Annotated in this window: 15 protein-coding genes; 5 read left to right on the top strand and 10 right to left on the bottom strand. The window is 74.5% G+C overall.

From position 1 onward, the window contains the following. Positions 1-74: 74 nt before the first annotated feature. Positions 75-701 carry an isochorismatase family protein gene (locus SYYSPA8_RS29740; protein WP_323450471.1) on the top strand — a complete coding sequence of 209 codons (627 nt, stop codon included), beginning with the start codon at positions 75-77 and terminating at the stop codon, positions 699-701. 232 nt (positions 702-933) lie between these two features. Here SYYSPA8_RS29740 and SYYSPA8_RS29745 read toward each other — a convergent pair whose 3' ends face one another. The 8 genes from SYYSPA8_RS29745 to SYYSPA8_RS29780 all read right to left on the bottom strand — a co-directional run bounded on the left by SYYSPA8_RS29745 (position 934) and on the right by SYYSPA8_RS29780 (position 12,262). Beyond that, the gene (locus SYYSPA8_RS29745) at positions 934-1,236 is read right to left on the bottom strand and encodes a Trm112 family protein (RefSeq protein WP_323450472.1); all 303 of its coding nucleotides are present in this window, start codon (positions 1,234-1,236) and stop codon (positions 934-936) included. Further along, complete coding sequence (locus tag SYYSPA8_RS29750; protein WP_323450473.1) at positions 1,223-2,188, bottom strand: DMT family protein; 966 nt, start codon at positions 2,186-2,188, stop codon at positions 1,223-1,225. Before SYYSPA8_RS29750 ends, SYYSPA8_RS29745 begins: the two co-directional genes overlap by 14 nt. A 3-nt stretch (positions 2,189-2,191) precedes the next feature. Beyond that, the gene (locus tag SYYSPA8_RS29755) at positions 2,192-3,019 is read right to left on the bottom strand and encodes a hypothetical protein (RefSeq protein WP_323450474.1); all 828 of its coding nucleotides are present in this window, start codon (positions 3,017-3,019) and stop codon (positions 2,192-2,194) included. Beyond that, positions 3,016-4,371 (bottom strand): condensation protein, encoded by a 1,356-nt coding sequence (locus SYYSPA8_RS29760; protein WP_323450475.1) that lies wholly within the window; start codon positions 4,369-4,371, stop codon positions 3,016-3,018. Before SYYSPA8_RS29760 ends, SYYSPA8_RS29755 begins: the two co-directional genes overlap by 4 nt. Next, positions 4,368-8,687, bottom strand: a complete 4,320-nt coding sequence (locus SYYSPA8_RS29765; RefSeq protein ID WP_323450496.1) for an alpha-(1->3)-arabinofuranosyltransferase — start codon at positions 8,685-8,687, stop codon at positions 4,368-4,370. Before SYYSPA8_RS29765 ends, SYYSPA8_RS29760 begins: the two co-directional genes overlap by 4 nt. Beyond that, positions 8,684-9,484, bottom strand: a complete 801-nt coding sequence (locus SYYSPA8_RS29770) for a class I SAM-dependent methyltransferase (protein ID WP_323450476.1) — start codon at positions 9,482-9,484, stop codon at positions 8,684-8,686. Before SYYSPA8_RS29770 ends, SYYSPA8_RS29765 begins: the two co-directional genes overlap by 4 nt. A 6-nt stretch (positions 9,485-9,490) precedes the next feature. Then, positions 9,491-10,801, bottom strand: a complete 1,311-nt coding sequence (locus SYYSPA8_RS29775) for a glycosyltransferase family 4 protein (RefSeq protein ID WP_323450477.1) — start codon at positions 10,799-10,801, stop codon at positions 9,491-9,493. Between the two features lie 465 nt (positions 10,802-11,266). After that, positions 11,267-12,262, bottom strand: a complete 996-nt coding sequence (locus tag SYYSPA8_RS29780; RefSeq protein ID WP_323450478.1) for a DUF3068 domain-containing protein — start codon at positions 12,260-12,262, stop codon at positions 11,267-11,269. A gap of 316 nt (positions 12,263-12,578) precedes the next feature. Between SYYSPA8_RS29780 and SYYSPA8_RS29785 the strand changes: the two genes are divergently transcribed. The 4 genes from SYYSPA8_RS29785 to SYYSPA8_RS29800 all read left to right on the top strand — a co-directional run bounded on the left by SYYSPA8_RS29785 (position 12,579) and on the right by SYYSPA8_RS29800 (position 16,865). Then, complete coding sequence (locus SYYSPA8_RS29785; RefSeq protein ID WP_323450479.1) at positions 12,579-12,731, top strand: hypothetical protein; 153 nt, start codon at positions 12,579-12,581, stop codon at positions 12,729-12,731. 80 nt (positions 12,732-12,811) lie between these two features. Further along, positions 12,812-14,050, top strand: a complete 1,239-nt coding sequence (locus SYYSPA8_RS29790) for a PucR family transcriptional regulator (protein ID WP_323450497.1) — start codon at positions 12,812-12,814, stop codon at positions 14,048-14,050. Between the two features lie 231 nt (positions 14,051-14,281). Beyond that, positions 14,282-15,520 carry an alpha/beta hydrolase family protein gene (locus SYYSPA8_RS29795; protein WP_323450480.1) on the top strand — a complete coding sequence of 413 codons (1,239 nt, stop codon included), beginning with the start codon at positions 14,282-14,284 and terminating at the stop codon, positions 15,518-15,520. A 16-nt stretch (positions 15,521-15,536) separates the two neighbouring features. Then, entirely contained in the window at positions 15,537-16,865 is a 1,329-nt protein-coding gene (locus tag SYYSPA8_RS29800) for an MFS transporter (protein WP_323450481.1), read from the top strand. Here the strand turns inward: SYYSPA8_RS29800 and SYYSPA8_RS29805 are convergent. Together SYYSPA8_RS29805 and SYYSPA8_RS29810 are read right to left on the bottom strand one after the other, a co-directional pair. After that, on the bottom strand, positions 16,847-17,317 hold the full coding sequence (locus SYYSPA8_RS29805; protein ID WP_323450482.1) for a MarR family winged helix-turn-helix transcriptional regulator: 471 nt from the start codon (positions 17,315-17,317) through the stop codon (positions 16,847-16,849). The genes SYYSPA8_RS29800 and SYYSPA8_RS29805 overlap by 19 nt on opposite strands. Before the next feature lie 215 nt (positions 17,318-17,532). Continuing rightward, positions 17,533-19,616 (bottom strand): WD40 repeat domain-containing protein (locus SYYSPA8_RS29810; protein WP_323450483.1); only part of this gene is annotated, 2,084 nt, incomplete at its 5' end.

The following is a 19,616-nucleotide window of genomic DNA, read 5'->3' on the forward strand; positions in this document are numbered from 1 at the left end:
TGCTCCCCTAGATTCAAAGTCGTCACCAAAACTGACTATCAAGATGAGTGACTAAACTTTCTGGGGAGACGAACATGAGCGAGCGCAGTGCGTACCTGGAGCCCGTCACCCGCGAGAACGCGGCCGTGGTCCTGGTCGACCACCAGGTCGGTCTGCTCTCGGGCGTCCGGGACATCCCGGTGGCCGAGCTGAAGCACAATGTGGCGGCGCTGGCGCGGGCCGCGACGGCGCTGGGCATCCCGCTGGTGGTGACGACCACCGCGGCCGACAGCATGTGGGGACCCACCGCCCCCGAACTGGTCGAGGCGCTTCCGGCCGGGCAGACGATCATCGACCGCAGCTCGGTCAACGCCTGGCACGACGACCGGGTCCGCGAGGCCGTCGAGGCCACCGGCCGCCGGAAGCTGATCTTCGCCGGGGTGTCCCTGGAGGTCTGCGCGGCCCTGCCCGCGTACGCCGCGACCGCCGCGGGCTACGACACCTATGTGGCCGTGGACGCCTCCGGCACGTTCAGCGCGGCCAAGCGGGAGGCGGGGCTGGCGCGCATGCAGCAGGCGGGCGTCATCCTCAGCGACTACGCCACCCTCATGGTGGAGGCCCTCGCGGACAACGCCGCCCCCGAGTCCGCCGCCGTGTACGCCGCGCTCGACATGCCGTTCGCCGTCCTGGTCGGCCAGATCGCGGACGCCCACCGCGCCTGAGCGGCCGGCGGGCGCCGGCCCGTGGGGGATCAGCCGGTCCGCCCCCACGGGGCGGCGGGGTCGGGAGGGGGCCGGGCTCCGGGCTGTGCGTATGCGGCGGCGGGGGAGGCGGTGCCGGGTCGGCGAACGGCTCGGAGACGCGGGTGACCGCCTCCGCGCACGGTGTCCCCCCGGACCCAGGGCCGGGCCCCGCTGTCGGCCTCGGTCCGCTTCCCACCCGGGATCGCGAGCGTCAGGGCCGCCGCACCGCGTACCCGGTCCCCGGCGGGCCGGCGCCGCCCGCCCGGGTCAGCCGCTCGTGCTCCGCGTCGGACACCGGCGCACCCGAAGCAGGGCGCAGCCGCGGGACGCCGTTCACGACGGGGTAGAGGCGCCGCAGCCGGGGGTTGTACAGGGCGTCACCCAAGCCACCGCCGCAGGCGTCACCGGCCGGTGCCCCGGCGGCGCCCGGGCCGGCGCCGGACGTCACCAGCAGCAGCGGCCCCTTGTCCAGCGGGCAGACGAGGATGCCCAGCAGCGGGTCATCGGCGTTCATGGGCGGTCAGCTCCCTGGCGGATGTCGTCGGTGGCGGCGGGCCGGCCGGATCGGTGGCATCGGGCGGCTCCGGCGGGTCGTGCTTCGGCATCGCGAGGAGCACCGACACGGCCAGCAGGGTCCCCGCGACCCGCAGCGCCAGCCGCACCGGATCGCCGGGCAGCGCCTCACCGAACGCGAACGTACCCAGGACGGCCGTGAACACACTCGTCACCGTCGTGCACACCGGCACGACCAGGGAGACCCGGCAGCGCTGGAGGGCCACCTGCGACATGACCAGCCCGAACACGCCGGTGAACAGGAGCAGATACGGGTACGGGGAGCCGAGCACACCGAGCAGCGTGGCGCCGGGCCGGTCGGACAGCCCGCCCAGCCGGCCCGACACCCCCTTGATCGCCAGCGAACTCACCCCGTACAGCAGCCCCAGGGCCACCCCGTACTCGACCCCCGACGCCGGCTTCCGGTGCGGCCGCCGCGCCCGGCTCTCGGCGGCCGCGTACAGCCACACCCCGGCCACCAGCGCCGGCCCGCAGATCAGCAGGACGAGCGGCAGCGGCGCGTCGGCGCCGACGGTGTCGGTGTCCGGGGACAGGGAGAGGACCACCATCACGAGCGCGGCGAGGATCGCCCCGATCGCGAACCGCTCCCGCCCCGACGTCCGTTCGCCGAGCAGCCGCGCCGACAGCAGCAGGAGCAGCACCAGTCCGGAGACGAAGATGCCCTGCGCGGCGGCGATCGGCAGCGTCCGGTAGACGACGAGCTGTGCCCCGAACCCGGCGGCCAGCGCCAGCGAGCCGCCGATCCACAGCGGGCTCGCGAGAACCAGCCGCAGCAGCCGCGCGGGCTCCCGGACCGATACGGCCGGCATGCCGCGGAGCGCCCGCTTCTCCAGGACGAACCCCACGCTGTAGAGCGCGTTCGCCAGCAGCGCGGCGGCGACCCCCCACCCCATGCCCTACGTCCTTCGCGCGTGCGGCGGCAGGGGCGAGGCGAGTGGGGCGGCCGCGCCCGCGGGCCGCTCCGGGCGCGGCACCCAGGGGAGGAGCGCGCCCGCGATCCGGACCGCCGTGAAGCCGGGCGCGGTTGCCGTCTCCTGCGGTGCGCGGGCGGGTCGCCCGTGGGCGGTGCGCGGGTCTGCCTCGGAGGGGTTCGGTCGGCCGCCGGCGAGTGGGGTCCGGGCCTGGCGCGGGGTTTCCACCGGCACCGAGGGGTGGCGTGCCGCCGTGGCCCGGACCGCTTCGATGCCGGGTGCGGTCGCGGTCTCCTGCGGTGTGCGGGCGGTGCCCCCGCTGCCGGGTCGGTCGTGGATGGCGTGCGGGCCTGCCTCGGAGCAGGCCGGCCGGCCACCGGTGAGCGGGGTCCGGGTCCGGCGCGGGGTCTCCCGCGGCTGGGCGGTGCGGGTGCTCCGGTGTTCGGTGGGTGTTCGTGGCTGACGCAGGTGGCGGGCGTTCCCGCAGGTGGCGGGCGCGGTGGGGTGCCTGTAGGGGTGTGGGAGCCCGTGGGGTGCTGTACCGGCGGCGGTGCCGGGGGGCCGGGCGGCCCTGGGCGTGTGCGTGTCGGCCCGCGGCCGGCCGGTGCCGATGCCCCGGTGCCCGGCGGGCAGTCGTGACTGCCGCCCGCCGCGGGTGTCCCCGCAGGTGGCGGGCGCGGCGGGAGTCCCGTACGGGCCCGGGAGCCCTCGGGGCGCGGCACCGGTGGCCGTGCCGCAGGGCCGGGCGGCCCTGAGCGTGGCCGTGTCCATGACGGCGTTCGCCCGCGCCCCCGGCCGGGCGGTCGTCGTCATCCCGGGCCGCCTTCCGGCGCCCCGCCGCTCCCGGCCGCGACGGCCTCCGTCGTGTCCAGGCACTGCCCGAACAGCTCCAGCAGCCTCGCCCCGTCCTCCCGCGCGAGCAGCGCCTTCGACCAGCGCAGGGCCAGGTGCAGCCGCCCGGCGGTGGACGCCGTCATCACATTGAGGCCCCGGGGCATCCGGGCGGGCGCCGAGAACCACACGGCGTCCGCGCGGCCCGCGTCGCCGAAGTCCAGGGCGTACGGGACGCGTCCGATGTTGCTCAGCAGCGTCGTGGACGTCCACGGCCCCGCCGCCCACCGCAGACCGCGGGTCACGGCGGACCGCCACGCCACCGGCACCACCGGAGCCGTCAGCAGGGCGGCGCCGTAACCGAGTGGAGGGCTGGGCGCGGCCTTGAGGGCGCGGGTGCGGTCGGCGGTCCGCAGCAGCAGCTCACCCATGGCGCCGCGCCCGCCGGACGCCAGCTCGGCCACGGTGAAGGGGACTTCGACGAGCCGGGTGCCGTTCCCGATGGGCATGTCGGCGCCGCGCGACCGGTCGTCCACCGGCATCGTGATCCGGATCGGGCGCGGCGGGGCGCCGCGCTCCCGGTTCCACCGCGCGATCATCAGCGCGGTGGCGACCAGGAGCTGATCGTTGACGGTGTACGCGGCGCCGGGCGGGCGGTGCGGCACGGGCAGGTCGGCCACCAGCAGGCCGTTGCCCCGGCGCTCGGAGGGGGTGCCGCGCGCCACGCGGGCGGACGGCGTCCACGGGGACGGCCCCGGAAGCGCCGCCGCCCGGCCCCCGGGCGCGGTACGGACCGGGGGCGCCGCCGGGGAGCCGCCCCGGCCGCCGTACAGCTCGGCGGCCGTCGCGAGGACCCGCAGACACGCGGGGGCGTCCAGCGCGGTGTGGTTGACGGTGAGGAACAGGGCACTGCCGCTGCGCCGTTCGGGGTCCTCGACCAGCTCCAGCCGGACCGGCGGGGACGCCGCCAGCGGGGGAGCGGAGGCCAGGCAGCGCTCCCTGGCCCGCTCCAGCGCCCCCGGCTCCGGCGCCGGGGCCGTCACCACGGCCACGCCCGGGTCCGGCTCCCCGGTCAGTTCCCAGAAGTAGCGGCGCCGGTACCAGGGGCCCGGGGCCTGGCGTACCTGGGCGCGCGGGTGGCGGCGGAGCGCTTCGGTGAACGCCTGCCGCAGCCGCGCCGCGTCGGGCCGCCCCGGCAGCCGGACCTCGATATGGATGCTCTCGGGCTCCTCCTCCCGCAGGCAGTGCCGCGTGATCTCGTCGACGACGGGGAACGGCACGAGGGCGGGCCGCCCGGCCGGCCGGGAGCGCACGGGATGGGCCACCGAGGTCATGGGGCGCCACCTCCCGGGGTACCGGGAGCGGGCACAGGCCCGGCACCGGTGTCCGAACCGGACCCCGTGCCCGTGCCCGTGTGCGTCCTCATGTCCGTGACCGTGTCCGCTTCCGCGTCCGCCCCGGAGCCGGAGCCGGAAGCAGCCCCGGGCACCCGCCCGCGCCGTCCGAGCCCGCCGACGGTCACCAGGGCCGCGAACAGCGCGACGAACGCCAGGAACTGGGCCGCGTACCCGAACGCGCCCTCCCCGGCGGCCGGGGCCTCACCGGCGCCGGTGGCCGCCGCGACCCCCGCCCCCGCCATCGCGGCGAACGCGATCGGCACCAGCAGCGCGTGACGCCGCAGGGCGATCAGCGCGAGCGCCGGGACCAGCAGCGCGAACCAGCCCGCGACCACCACGGCCACCAGGGTCAGCGCCACCAGGCCGAGGACCGTTCCGGGCCCGTCCGGCACCGGCGCCGGCGCCTTTCCGGCCGTGTGCTCGGGGTTCTCCTCGCGCCTGCGGTACAGCGCCAGACCGATCAGCGCGAGCAGGGCGACACCGCTGACGACGAGCCCGATCTCGTACACCCGGGACGGCTCGTACGACAACGTGACCGTGCCGCCCCCGCCCTCGGGGATCACGAATCCCTGCTGCCAGCCGTCGAGCCGCAGCGGCTTCAGCTCCTTGCCGTTCAGCGTGGCCTTCCAGCCGTCGTTGACGTTCTCGTACGTCGTCAGGTATGAGGCGGCTCCCGCGCCGACCGACACCTCTCGGCGGTCGTCCTGCCAGTCGCCGACGGTGAGGTCCCGGCCGTTCGCGGCCGGTGCGGCCGGCTCGCCCCGGGTGAGGGTCACCTCGGTGATCGCGAGCGGACCCGCGTCCCCGGCCTCGACCCGGTGCTCGCCCGCGCCGAGCGCCAGCTTCGGGTCCCGCTCGCCCCGCCGGCAGAGCGTCACCTCGATGGGGCGCCGCTCCCGCAGCTCCCCGACGGTGCCCGTCGCGCTGGTCGCGTGCAGGGTTCCGTCGACCGCCAGGGCCGGTCCCTCGCCGCACTCCAGGGTGAACGGGCGGTCGGTGGCGGGCTGCTGGGTGCGGTGGTCGGCGAGCGCCGGGACATGCAGTTCGGACAGGCCCACGGGGAGCTGGAGGGCAGCGCCCGCGACCGGGTTGTGCAGGGTGACCGGCGCGGTCCGGGTGACCGTGATGTCGAGCCGGTCGGTGGTGATCGGCTCGAAGCGGGCCCAGCCGTTGTCGTCGACGTTCGCGGTCGCCGCGCCGTCGGGCGAGCTGATCTCGATCTTCGTGGGCCGGGCCGAGAGCCCGCCGGCGCCGGCCAGCACCAGCGAGTCCACGGACTTCTTGCCCGACCACGTCAGATGGACCACCGGCTTGTTCCCGGCGACCCACGCGGTCGTCAGGTCGCCGTCGGTCAGGTTCCGCGCCGACAGCTCCGTGCCGAGCCGGGCCGTGGAGTCGGCGGTCGCGGTGATCCGCGCCGCCTGCTCGGGCGCCACCCGGTACAGCAGCTCGTCCAGCTCACGGCCGGGCACCGGCACCGCGCTGATTCCGACGTCCCGCGTGCCGGCCGCGCCGGTGGCGAAGGTGCGGTGCAGCCCCGACTCCGTACCGGCCGGGGAGAGTCCGCCCGGGTCGGACGGCCGGTGCAGCGACACCATCTCGGCCGCCGCGTCCGATCCCGCGCCGTCCGTGGGCAGCTTCAGCATCCGTGTCACGGTGACGTCGGGAACGGCGATCTCGGCGAACCCGGCGCCGGTGAGACCCGGCCGCCCGGACTCCGTCTCCAAGATGGTGATCTTCAGCCAGCCCGTCGCACCGGGGGGCGACGCGATCTCCTGCGTCCTGCCGTCGGTCGCCAGCGGGCTGATCTTCTCGCCCCGCTCGGTCTCCACCTTCACCCGCGTCGGGGCGGACCGCACCCCGTCCTGCGGAAGCGGGGTCACCTTCAGCGACGACGGCAGCTGCTTCTCCCCGTCGAACGCGATCCGCAGCCACTGCCCCTTCGCGTCGCCGGGCGAACCTTCGGCCCACGCCGTGTCCGGGTTCCCGTCGAAGGCGTTCACGGGGTCGTACTGCGGCAGATGGAACAGCCAGTTGCCGCTGGACGACGCCGTCACCGCACGCGCCCCGCGCAGCTCCGCGACCGTCTGGCGCTCGATGCCCGTCCTCGGCAGGATCTGATGCGGCCCCTCTCCCGGGTCCTGCACGCTGCCGGAGTGATTGCGCTCGTCCTTGGTGTACGTGTACGAGGTGTTGGTGTTCACCAGGCCGAACCGGGTGTCGGCGCGCCGCAGCCCGTCACCGGTGATCTGGAGCGCCGGCCGCTCGACGCCGGGGTGCTCGTCCCCGGCCAGGACGGTGGGCCGGCCGCGCAGCGACGGGTCGGCGGCCAGCGGCAGCAGCGACTCCGGTCCGCCGGACACCACGGCCGTGTCGGCGGCGGTGTGGATCGCGGCCCGGCCGGGCCGCGAGGAGTCGCCGGCCGGCGCGAAGATCTCCACCGCCCGCTGCCGCGGGTACAGCCCCTCGGCCTGGAGGGGGGTGTCGTCCGCGATCCGGCCACCGGTCATGACCGGGCCGAGGCCCGTGACCCGCTCATAGCCGGACTGCTCCAGCGCCCGCTTCACGGTCGGTGTCGGCACATGGCCGAGCTGGTCCGGGTCCAGGTCGTTGCGGACCACCACATAGTGCAGTCCCGCCCGGGCCAGGTAGTCCCGCAGCCCCGGGATCTCGGCGCCGGTGAGCAGGGCCTGCTCCACGGCGTCCATGGCACGCCGGTTCCCGGGCGTACCGAACGGCACGTAGTCGCGCTGGGCCCAGGGGGAGTCGGCGAGCACATCGAGTGGCTGGTCGATGGGGGAGCCCCAGGTGTAGGTGCCGTGCGCGGTCGCCGGGACCACCAGGGCCCGGCTGTCCGGCGAGTGCTCCTTCAGCCAGCCGGCCGTGTCCTCCCAGTACGTCGGCAGCTTCTTGAACGAACCCGGCTGGAGGACGGCTCCGCCGAGATACGGCAGGGCGAGCCCGGGCAGCACCAGGACCGCCGCGATCAGGGGCGCGTACCGCCGTCCCCACCGCACCCCGTGTCCCGGCCGCGCGCCGCGCTCCCGCGCCGTGACGGCGGTGAGATGGACGAGCCCGAGGACCAGGGCGAGCGCGAGCCCCGGCTGGAACTTGTAGATGTTCCGGAACGGGGCCAGCGCCCCGTCCAGCAGATCCTGCACGGGCCCCGCGAACGGCGCGCCGAACTTCCCCGCGTACCCGGCGAGGGTGAGCAGCGCGACCGTCAGCACGGTCAGCACCAGCCAGCGGCGCTCCGGCAGATCGCGCCGGGCGAGCCCCGCGAGCCCCAGCGCGGCGGCCAGCGCCGAGCACACGATGACCGGGACCGACGCCGCGACACTCCACCCGGCGGGCAGCCAGGCCTCACCGAAGTGCAGATACGCCACCCAGTTGCCGGCGCCGCGCAGGGCCTCCGTCGCCGCCATCGTGTCCGTGGTGACCTGCGATGTCTCGATGTACGGCAGGAAGTCCTCCCCGTACGCGCTCAGCAGGAGCAGCGGGATCACCCACCACAGCGTCGCCAGGACGACGCCCAGCGCCCACCACAGGACGAGCCTGAACTTCCGCGGGCCGTTCGGCCGGGACAGCAGATACAGCCCCACCGGCAGCAGGGACGCGAGGGTCGACACCGCGTTGACCCCGCCCATGAACGGGATCAGCAGGGCCGAGCGCAGCGCCGCGACCCGGGCGCTGTAGCGGTCGTCGGTGAGCGGCAGCAGCACCCACGGCAGCAGCGCGCCGGGCAGCGCGGCGGCCGACGTGGATCCGACGACGATGGTGAACGTGGGCCACAGCGCGTACGCCACGGCGCCGAGCAGCCGCGTGGAGCGGGTGCCGACACGCAGGCGTTCGGCCAGCCGCAGCGCCCCCCAGAAGGCGGTCGTCACCACCAGCGACAGCCACAGCCGCTCCGCCAGCCACACCGGCAGCTGCACCAGATCGGCGAGGGCGTGGAACGGGAGCATCGGGAACGCGTACCCGATGTACTGGTTGGTGAGCCCGCCGAAACCGGCGCGGTCCTGCCACAGCTGCCCGAGGTCGGCCATGAACCGCCATGGGTCGGTGACGACACCGAGCTTGGTGTCGAACGTCATCCGCCCCGGCGCCACCGCCAGGAAGAGCACGAACACCACGGCCCAGAACCCCAGGAGCCACCGCCGCGACCGGGGCCCGTCGGGAGGGTCCTGGGTCGCACCGGTGGTCCGGACGGCCGCCGGAGGGGGAACCTGGGCCGCTGGGGCCGTACTGGTCATGGACACCGCCGAAGAATGAGGAGGAGATTCCAGGTAGCGAACTCACGCAGGCCCGGCACCCGGGTCACCGCGCCGGCCAGGAACGGCCAGTAGCGGGAGCGGGCACAGACCACCGTGACGTCGGTCCTGGCCCGTACCTGGCGCAGGGTGGGACCGATGTGCACGGCGAAGAGGTTCTCGCCGAGGGTGTGCTTGGCGGGACGGCCGGTGCGCCGCTCATGGCGGGCCCGTGCCCTCGCGGCGCCCAGATAGTGCCAGGGCGCCCATTCGTGGCCGCCCCAGGGGGACAGCCAGTTGGTGAAGGAGAGGTAGATCAGCCCGCCGGGGCGGGTCACGCGGACCATCTCGCTGAGGAAGGTCTGCGGATCCCGCACATGCTCCAGGACATTGGAGGAGAAGCAGACGTCGGCCGAACCGTCCGCGAGCGGCAGGAGATAGCCGTCCGCGACGACCGCCCCCTCGGGCGGGTTCGGCCCCAGCTCGTCCGTGTCCGGCTCGAAGAGGAAGCCGTGGGCGCCGCGCCGCCGGAACTCCTCGGTGAAGTACCCGCGCCCGCCGCCGACATCGACGACGATCCGCCCGTCTACGGGCCCTCCGTACGCCTCGACCTGGTCGGCGGCGTCCCGTGCCAGCAGCGTGTAGCAGGTGCCGGGGTCCTCCTGCTCCCGCATGAAGGCGCGGAACAGGGCCAGCGAGCGTCGGAAGGAAGGGTCCTTCGGTGTCGTGCGGCGGCCGGCCGGCCGCGGGGCACCCGGGGTGCCGGCGGCGGCGCGGACTTCCGGGCCAGGGGCTGCCATCGATCCTCACTTTCGCCGGGAGCGCGCCGCGGCCCGCGGCGCGATCCGCGCGGGGCACGGGCTCTGCCCGGGTCCGGTCGAACGGCCCGCCGGCCCGGCGGCAGGAGGCAGCACGGCGGGCGGTGGGAGTACGGCGGGCGGTGGGAGCACGGCGGGCGGGCCACCACGGCTCCGGCCCTGGGCGGCGGCCTCCACGACGACATCGCGGAACGCCCGTACCGTACTGTCCCAGGTGTACCCGGCGGCCAGCTCCCGCGCGGCCCGTCCCATGACCGACCGGCGTTCCGCGTCGAGCGTCAGCGAGCACCAGGCGGCGGCGAACGAACTCTCGCCCCGGGCCAGCACCCCGCTCACCCCGTCGTGGACCGAGTCCCGCAGCCCCGGCACATCGAAGCCGATCGTCGGCGTCGAGCGGATCGCGGCCTCCGTGACCACCAGGCCCCACCCCTCCACGGCCGACGGGTGCAGCAGCAGCCAGGCCCGGCAGAGCAGCCGGTGCTTCTCCGCCTCCGTGACATGGCCCGCGAACTCCACCCCGGGGCCCGCCAGTCTCTCCAGCCGGCCCCGCTCCGGGCCGTCTCCGACGATGACGAGCCGGCCGCCGGTCACCGGCCTGACCCGCTCCCACAGCCGCAGCAGCAGATCGATCCGCTTGTACTCCACGAGCCGGCCCAGCGCCAGGAACAACGGCTCGGGCGACCGCGGGTGGCGGGGCCCGGGCTCCTCGACACCGTTGTGCACCACGCGTATGCGGTCCTGGTCGACGCCGATCCCGCGCAGCGCACCGGCCGTGGACGGGGACACCGCGACCATCAGGTTCCGCCGCTGCGCCTCCTTGAGCGCCCAGTGCTCCAGCCGGCGCCCGAGCCGGCCGGCGGGCGCGAGGGCACGGCCGCCGAAGCGCATGTCCCACAGATCGGTGTGGACGTGGTTGACCAGGCACAGCGTCGGACCGCGATGCCACAGCGGCGCCAGGTACGGCATGCCGTTGCACACCTCGACCAGCAGATCGCAGTCACCGACCCGCCGGTGAAGGGTCCGGCGGGCCCGCAGGAAGTGACCGAGGTCGCCGCCCGCCGACACCACCCGGTAGTCGCGGTCGGCCGCCGGGCCACCGCAGACCAGGGTGACCTGATGACCGAGGCGGGTGAGGCCGCCGGCCAGCCGGTCCACCAGGATCTCGGAACCGCCGGCGGCGGGACTGCCGAGGTCCCGGCGGGAGAGGAACACGATGCGGCGCGGTTCGGCGGGTGGTGCCGCGGGGGGCTGAGCGGGCCGGGGACCGGCCGTGCGCAGCGAAGCGGGCACGTGGGGCATGGGTGCTCCGACTCGTCTCAGGGTGCGGAACCGTGCGGCGGTCGTGGTCGGGGATCACGTCCGGCACGGAAGGGCGTACGGATGAGAGGTGGTTGGGGACACGAGGGGTGGTGATACGGGGTGAAGCACAGTGGTGCCGGGCGGTACGGGGCCGTGCGGGGCAGTACGAGGTGAGGTGGTACCAGGGAGGTACACGGCGGTACGGACGTGGAGCGGGACAGGAGCGGGACAGGGGCGGGGCCGGGTCCGGAACCGCGCCGGGGAGCGGCGACCGCCGCCCGCGGACCGGCGGGGTTCCGGCACCCGGGGTGAGCGGCCCCGGAGGGTGCCGGGGCCGCTCGGATGTGCAGGGATCTCGCACGGATGGCGTGTTCGGGTGGGTGGGATGGACAGTTTTCGCCCAGCGGTTCGCTGCGGCTACTCACCCGGGTGACAAATTCCCCACCGGTTGGCGGCCGTACTTCATCACGTGGCGAAGGATTCCGGCGCCGGGGCCTGCGCCGGGGCCGGCGCGGTGCCCCCGGGGCGCCCCCGGAACACCATGACCGCGCCCGCCACGGCCAGCCCCAGCCCCAGCCCGCCCGCCCCCACGGGCGCCGTCACGCCCACCAGGTCGAGCTTGCGGTTGTCCGCCCTCGCCAGCTCGACCTGCTGCTTCTGCGTCTCCTCGGTGAACGCGATGCGGTCGCTCGCCAGCAGCACCACCTCGTTCTCGGCGGACGTGGCACCGGGCGCCCGCAGCGTCTTCCGCGGCCCGATCGCCGCGAACAGGATCCGCCCGGTCTTCTGGTCCGCGACCAGCTCGATGCCGTCGTTGGCGTACCACTCCTCGGCGAGGACCTGGCCGCGCTCCGGCTGGCCCACGAGCACCCCCGGCACCTGCCGCGTCCCGGTCCGCACCGGGTCGACCGTGCCGGTGAACAGGTATCCCTCATGGCCCTGGATCTTCTTCCTGGACTGGAAAGCGAGTTCCACGGTGGCGCCCAGCGTGCTGTCCCACCAGCGGTACGCCCGCTTCTCCACGTTGAACGGGAACTTCAGATACGCCTCGCCCTCGAATCGCGGGCTCTCCTGGCAGCAGTGCACCGGGGTGTTGGTCCTCCGGTCGGTCACCCAGCGTTCCACCGTCCACTGGAACGAGTCGTGGGGGTCGGACGCCGGCAGGGTGTCGTCGGTGTCGATGCTCGTCGACACGTCCCAGATGGCCCGGCCGCTCTCCTCGCTGTCGGCCACATCACCGCGGACCTTGCGGGTGACGGTCAGCTTCTCCCCCTCGACGGTCTTGACCTTCCTGGAATCGAAATAGCTGCCCTGACCAGTGAAGACCGTGGTCGCATCGGTGTCGATCGGGGTGCGCTGGGCACGCGGCTCGACGTACCAGGCGAGCATCGCGGCCAGCACCAGCAAGAAGGTGCCGATGCCCAGCACAACGAGCGGAACGGGTGAGGTGGTACGTCGCATCCGGGCACTCCAGGAGGGTTCGGGGCGGCTCGACACGGGGTCGGGAGATCGCGGTCACCAGGTGACGGAACGTGTGCGCGCGGCGGGAAAAAGTGCGGGCGCGCCATGGGCCGGGAACCGTAGGCCCACCCTTGACGAGGTGTCAATGCATTGTTGAGACTGACCCCAGCCGGTCGGGGCCGGCGCGCGCCACCACGGGAAGGCAGGACCAGGGACCCGTGATCGCCCACGATCAGGGACTCGTGGGCACTGGCGCGGATCGTGTGGATCATCCAGGGTGGGGACGACCTTTCGACCGGAGAGGCTGGATCCCAGCATGCCCAGACTGCTCGCCGCCGCACTCACCGTCGCGGCCGCCTCGGCCCTCGCCGTCGGCGCCGCCCTCGGTGTCGTGGCCCTGCTCGACGCCACCCCCGAGCAGCCCAACACCCCCCTCGTCACCTACGAGACGGCCCCCAGGGAGCGCTGACCCCCGTGCCCTCCTCCACCCCGGCCCTCGGCACCCCGGGCACCGCCACGGCCTCCGCCGCCCCGGCGGAGCGTACGGCGGTGCCCCTCGGGGCCCGCTCGGCCTGGCACGACGTACCGCGCAGCCAGGTACGCCGGTTCGCGGCCCTCGCCATGGCCGAGGCCCCCGTACTGGCCGAGGAGATCCTGCGGGAGATCCGCCGCGAGTACCCGCACGTCCCGGTCATCCTGGACGACACCGGGGAACCCAAGTCCCTCATCGGCATCCGGCGTGCCATCGAGGTCTTCGTCCTGCATCTGGAGACCGCCGAGGACCGGCCCCGCGTCCACCCCGAGGTCTTCCAGGACTTCGGCCGCGGCGAGGGGATCGGCGGCCGCAGCCTCGACTCCCTCCAGGCCATCTACCGCCTGGGCGTCCGCCTCACCTGGCGGCGCCTCGCGGAGATCGGCCAGCTCGTCGACATCCCGCCACCGGCCATGTACGAACTGGTCGACGCCGGCTACGAGTACCTCGACGGCCTCGTGGACCAGTCGGTGCGCGGCTATGCCGAGGCCGCCGCCCGGCAGGCCGGCGAACGCCTCCGGCTCCAGCGCGAACTCATGGAACTCCTCCTCGCCGAGCACGGCACCCGCCCCGCCGCGGGACCGCACGAGATCGCCGCCACCCTCGCGGAACGCGCCGCCCGGATCGGCTGGCCACTGCCCGCCAAGGTCGCCGCCGGGGTGCTGCTGCGCCCCGCCCGCCAGGCCGTCGCCCCCGCCGTCGGCGAGGGGGTCCTCCTGGACATGGAGGCCGAACGGCCCCGCATGGTCGTGCCCGACCCGGACGCGGCGGGCCGCCCCGAACTGCTGCGGCGCGCCATGACCGGCTGGGTCGGCGCGATCGGGCCACCGGTGCCGCTGGTCGACGCCGCCAAGTCGCTGCGCTGGGCCGAGGCCGCCCTGCGGCTCATGGAACGCGGGCTGCTCCCGGCGGGGGAGGTGCTGCACTGCACCGAGCACACCGAGGCCCTGGTGCTCCTCCAGCCCGAGGAACTGATCGACGACCTGGCCCGCCGCACCCTCGCACCGCTCGCCCACTGCGGCCGGACCCCGGCCCGCCGCCTCGCCGAGACCCTGCTCGCGTGGCTGGAGACCCGGGGCGGCGCCCCCGAGGTCGCGGCGCGCCTCGGCGTCCACCCCCAGACCGTCCGCTACCGGCTCCGCCAGATCCGGGAGCTGTGGGGGGACGAGATCGACGACCCCGATCGGCGCTTCGAACTCGAACTGGTCCTCCGCGCCCAGCGATTGCGCGGGGACCTGGGCAGCTTCACCCCCTGAACCGGCCGGCGGGCATGGCCGATTGATGTGCCGTCCGCTCCTTGCGCGACCGGCTGCGCCCACTAGGATCCCCCTTGTCATTAAAGGACTTAACTGGTTATCCGATCGGAGCCGGGCCGGGAGTGCCTCCTTCCGGCGACGCCCCGACGCCCCGAAGCCTCGACGCCCCGAAGCCCCGACGCCTCGACGCAGCGCGCAACACCGTCGCAGCACCCGCAGAGGGAGAAGACCGTGTCCGCACTCGCGATACCCGGGCCGAACCCGCTCGTTCCCGGCCCCCGCTGGACCTCGCACCGTTTCATCCCCTGCGAGGTCATGGACGACCAGCTCAAACACCAGCTCGGCATGATGGCCTTCGGCATGTCCGATCTCGGCGAGTGCCTGGAGGCCGCCCGCACCATCGCCGCCGACGACGAGGAGAGCTGGGTCTCGGCCTGGGGAGACCGCGCCCGCGTACTCCAGCAGCGCGCCGAATCCGCCGGGAAGCACGGCCGCCGGGTCTCGGCCGCCGACGCCTATCTGCGGGCCGCGACCTACTGGCGTGCCTCGCTGATGCACTTCAGCAGACCGGACGACCCGCGCACCCGGGCCCACGCCATCAGCGCCTACGACTGCTACGACCGCTATCTCGCGCTCTCCGGCTACCCCGGCGAGCCGGTGCGGATCCCGTACGAGGACGGCTTCCTGCCGTCGTACCTCTACCGCAGCCCCGCGGCCGGCCGGAAGGCGCCGCTGCTGATCTTCTTCCAGGGCCGGGACGCCTGGCCGGAGGACAGCCGCTGGCTCTACGACGGCGCCATCCGGCGCGGCTACCACTGCCTCTCCGTCCAGGGCCCCGGCCAGGGGCTCGCCCTGCGGCTCCAGGGACTTCCCTTCCGCCACGACTGGGAGCAGGTGGTCACCCCGGTCGTGGACGTGGCGGTCGCCCTGGAGGGGGTGGACGCGGACCGGATCGGGCTGATGGGGCTGAGCTTCGGCGGCTACCTCGCCCCCCGCGCGGCGGCCTTCGAACAGCGGCTCAAGGTGTGCGTGGCCGACCCGGGCGTCCTGCACTGGGGGGAATCGATCCGCTCCGGGCTCCCCGCGTCCCTCGGTGACGCCCTGGCCGAGGGCCCCGAGGCCTTCAACGCCGCCGCGGCGGCCGTGACGGCGGGCTCGCCCCTGGCCGAGTGGTTCCTGCGGGACGCGGCCTGGAAGCACGGGGTGTCGACCCCGTACGACCTCTTCCAGGAGTTCGACGCCTGCGACCTCACCGGCGTCGCGGGCCGGATCAGCTGCGAGACCCTGGTGATGGACGGTGCGGAGGAACGATTCTCCGCCGGGCAGGCGCGGCAGCTGTACGACGCCCTCGACTGCCCCAAGGAGTTCCTGCTCTTCGACGGGGCGAGCACGGCCCAACTGCACTGCCAGAACGGCGGCACGGCCACCGCCGCCGAGTCCACCTTCGACTGGCTGGACGGCCGGCTCTAGATCCGGGACGTCCGCCGTGCGCGAGGACCACGGGCCCGGGCTGCGGGACACCCTGCGCAGCGGAGGGTGGGCCATCTGTCTGCTCGCCGTTCCCCTGGTGGTGATGGAGCAGCTCGGCCGCGAGGCGACCAGCACCCTCGCCCCCGACATCCAAGCAGCCTTCGGCGTCGGTGACGCCGTGTTCGTCGCCGCCGCCGGATTCACCGGTGTGGCGCTGACGCTCGGCGGGCTGCCGATGGCCTGGCTGGCCGTGCGGGTGAACCGGAAGCACCTGGTCGTCGCGTCGGCGGCGGTCGGGACGCTGTCCCTCGTCGGGGCGGGACTGGCGCAGAACATGGGGCAGCTCTTCGCCGCGTACGCCTGCACCGGCCTCGCCGCGGCCTACTCCAACCCCGTCTTCGGCTCCCTGATCGCCGACGCGTATCCCGCCGGGGGCCGCGGCCGGATCTTCGCCCTGCACGCCACCGCCACACCGATCGGACAGGCCGTCGGGCCCGCGTTCGCCGGGTCGGTCGCGGCCCTCGCGGGCGGCGGGGACGCCTGGCGCTGGGCGTACCTGGCGCTCGCCGTGCCCTACGCGCTGCTGACCGTGGCCGCCGCCGTCCTCCTCAAGGACCCCGGGCGCGGCGCCCCGGACCACCGTCCCGGCGCGGCGCCGGTCGGTGTCGTCCGGGCATTCCGGCTGATGACCCGGGTCCGGACCTTCCTCTTCATGTGCCTGGGCATCGGCGTGCTGGGGCTGGCGCTCTTCACCGTGCCCGTGCAGATGTCCCTGCTGCTGGGCGAGGAGTACGGGTTCGACGCCTTCGAACGCGGCCTGCTCTTCTCGCTCGTCCAGCTGCCCGTGATCGCGGCCATGGTCGCCGGCGGACGGCAGTTCGACCGGTCGTTCCGCTCCCGTCCCGAACGCACGGTCACCGTCGCCGGGGCCGCGATCCTCGGCTTCGGCGCGATCACCGCCGGCGGGATCTGGCTGCGGCCCGCTCCGCTGCTCATCGCCTGCCATCTGCTGGCGTCGGTCTGCGCGGGTCTCGCGCTGGTGTCCGTGAGCCCGCTGGTGGCCGCGGTCACCTCGCCCCGGATGCGGGCCCAGGCCTTCGCGATCCTGCCGGTGTTCACCTTCCTCATGGGAGGGTTCCTCGGGTCCGTGTTCGCCGGATTCCTCTCCGACGCGCACGGGCCCCGGACGGCGATCAGCGCCGCCGTCGCCTTCTCGGCCCTGGTGGGCGGGGTCCTCTTCCTCCGCGCCCGCGGCCATGTGCGCGGCGACGCCGCGGCGGCGGCCGGGGAGCCGCCGGTGCCCGCGCACCCGCCGGGGCCGCTCCGTCACCGGTCGGGACGGTGAGGACGGGCCCCGAAGTCACGGAGCGCCCGGGCGTCGAGCGCGGCCTCGATCTCGTCCACCCGCAGCGCGCTCAGCGCGCGCACCGCGCCGTCGCCCGACTCCCCCAGGACGTCCCTGATCCTCTCCACGAGCAGTCCCTCGGCCCGGCGCAGGGTCTCGACGCCCTGGTCGGTGATGGAGAACACCACACCGCGGCCGTCGTCCGCCGAGCCGCCGCGCTCGATCAGTCCCAGGCGCACCATGCCGCTGGTGAGCGCGGAGATCGCCGGCCGGCTCACGGAGGTGTGGCGGGCCAGCTCGTACGCCCGCTGACCGCCGCGCACCGCGCTGTTCAGCGCCCGGTACTGGGCCAGGGTCAGCCCGGCCTCCTCGCACGCCTGCTGGGCGATGCGCGCGAGCCGGATCACGGCCCGTATCGAATCGAGCAGTTCGGTGTCCGGGCTCGTCTCCATCACCTCTCCAGGCCCCGTGCCCCTGGGGCACGGGTGTCGTCCGGCGGCGCCCGGTCGTGGATGGGGCCACCGTGCACGCGGCGGGTTCCGTGCGCGTCCGCTCACCGAACCCAAGCGCGCAGCCTAGTGCGTACGGAGATCGCCGTATCCACGAACCCCGTTGCAGCCGCGGGGGAGTTCGATCCGGTGAGCCCGACCGGCGGACCCCGACGGCGTCAGGGCCGGCCGGGTCCCGGGCAGGTGGGCCGGTAGGGGATGTCGTTCGTGTACGTGTTCCAGTCGTCACGCGACAGCCCGGTTCCGGCGCGGGCGCACACGCGTTTGATCATGTGCTGGAGGTCGAGGGCGTAGGTCTGCGGCGGTGCGTGGCGGCTCGCGGCGCGGAGGGTCCTGCCGTCCGGGGCGAAGGCGAGGGAGAGGACGCCGCCGCCCGCCGTGGGGAGGGTGCCCAGCAGGCGGTGCGCGGTGGTGTCCCACAGCCGGATCGTGCCGTCGGCGCCCGCCGCCGCCAGGGTGCCGCTGTCGGGTGAGAAGGCCAGGACGGTGGCGGCGTCGGGCCGGTCCCCGGTGGCGGCGGACGGCCCGGCGGCGAGTACGGCCAGGCGACGCCCGCTGTCGGCTCCCCACAGAGTGATCTGTCCGATGCCGTCGGCGGTGGCGAGGTGTCGGCTGTCGGGGCTGAACAGCATGGCGGTGTGGTTGTTCCGTGACTGTGTCACCCGGCCGGACGGAAGCACGGCAACGGCACCGTACTGGGTGGCGAGGGCCTTTCCGTCGGGCCTGACGTCGATTCCGCCGCCCTTCGCGTCCAGGGTGCGCAGGGCGGCGCGGCGCCGCAGGTCCCACTCCTGGACCCGCCCGCTGTCCGCTCCGGTGAGGAAGAGGGAGGCACCGTCCGGGGCGAACGCGAGACCGGTGACCCAGGCCGGATGGCCGTCCTCGTCGCCGGGTATCGCGAGGCTGCTCCCCGTACGGCGGCCGGGGAGGTCCCAGAAGTGCACGGACGTGGACGACCTGACGTTGTCGGCTTCCCGGAAGTCGCTGGAGGCGTAGGCGAGGACGCGGCTGTCACGGCGGAAGGCCATGGTGATGTGGCAGAGCGAGTTGGCGCGGGTGGGGGGAGGGCAGGACTGCGGGAGCACGGCCACCTTCCCCGTGCCGCCGCTGTCGGAGACCCGGAGCCGGGTGCGGCCGTCGGGGTCCTGCCGTGCGACGGCCAGCGCGGCGGCGTCCGGACTGTGGGCCGCCACCGTCGCGGGCCTGCTGTGCCAGCGTGCGGTGAGGACCCCTTCCAGGCTGAGCGAATGGACCCCTTCCGTCGTGGTGAAGCGGAGCCGGCCCTCGCCCAGGTCGAGCCGGAGACGACCGGCCTCCCGCAGGGGCAGGGGATGGCGCAGGACCAGGACGGGAGGGGTGTCGATCCGCCACAGACCGATCCCGCCGTTGTCGACCCCCGCCATGTAGCGGCCGTCCGCGCTGAACTCGACGTCCCAGAAGGCCCCTTCGTGGACCCGGGGAAGCTCCCGGCCGGAGGCGATGTCCCACAGGCGGACACCGTCTCCGGCCGAGTGGACCAGCCTGCGGCCGTCGGGCGTGAACTCGAACACGGACTCCTGTTCGCGGCAGTGCCGCGTGGCGGGAACGCGCGGCGCCCGGGACATCGGGACCCGCCGGTCCCGGGTGACGTCCCAGATCTCCACCTGGCGACCCGGTATGCAGACCGCCAGCAGGCGGCCGTCGGCGCTGAGCCGTGCCACCTCCGCTCCCGTGTCCGGGTACGGCAGCCTCGCCCGCCCCACGAGCCGCCGGGAGGCCGGCTCCCGGACCTGGAAGGCCAGCTTCTCCCGACCGCTCATGGCCTGGGAACGCAGCAGCAGCTGCCCTCCCGGCCCGAACTCCGTGTTCCAGGGCAGGGTCCCGCCCCGGAACCGAGCGGCCCGGATGTCCCACAGCAGCTCATGGCCGTCGTCCTGGTAGATCTGCCAGCGGGTGTCGGGACTGACCAGGCCCGGCGCCTCGAACCTCTTCGACGCCGGACGGGAAGCGGTTCGGCGGTGGGACGTCACATCCCAGAAGGTGACCCGCTGCTGCGTCTGACTGACCAGGGTGCGGCCGTCGGCACCGAGGTCGTGCACCGTCCCGACCGGCCAGGGGAACAGGTCCTGTTCTTTCTGGGTGGCGGCGGTGGTGAGGGCGGCGCGGGTTTCGGGGAGGTCGGCGGTGTGGTGGGCGGCGAGGGCGAGGCGCATGGCGGTGGTGGGGTCGCTCTGGCGGAGGGTGGTGGCGAGGGTGGCGATGC

The sequence above is a fragment of the Streptomyces yaizuensis genome (assembly GCF_034961445.1).
Lineage (GTDB): Bacteria > Actinomycetota > Actinomycetes > Streptomycetales > Streptomycetaceae > Streptomyces > Streptomyces yaizuensis.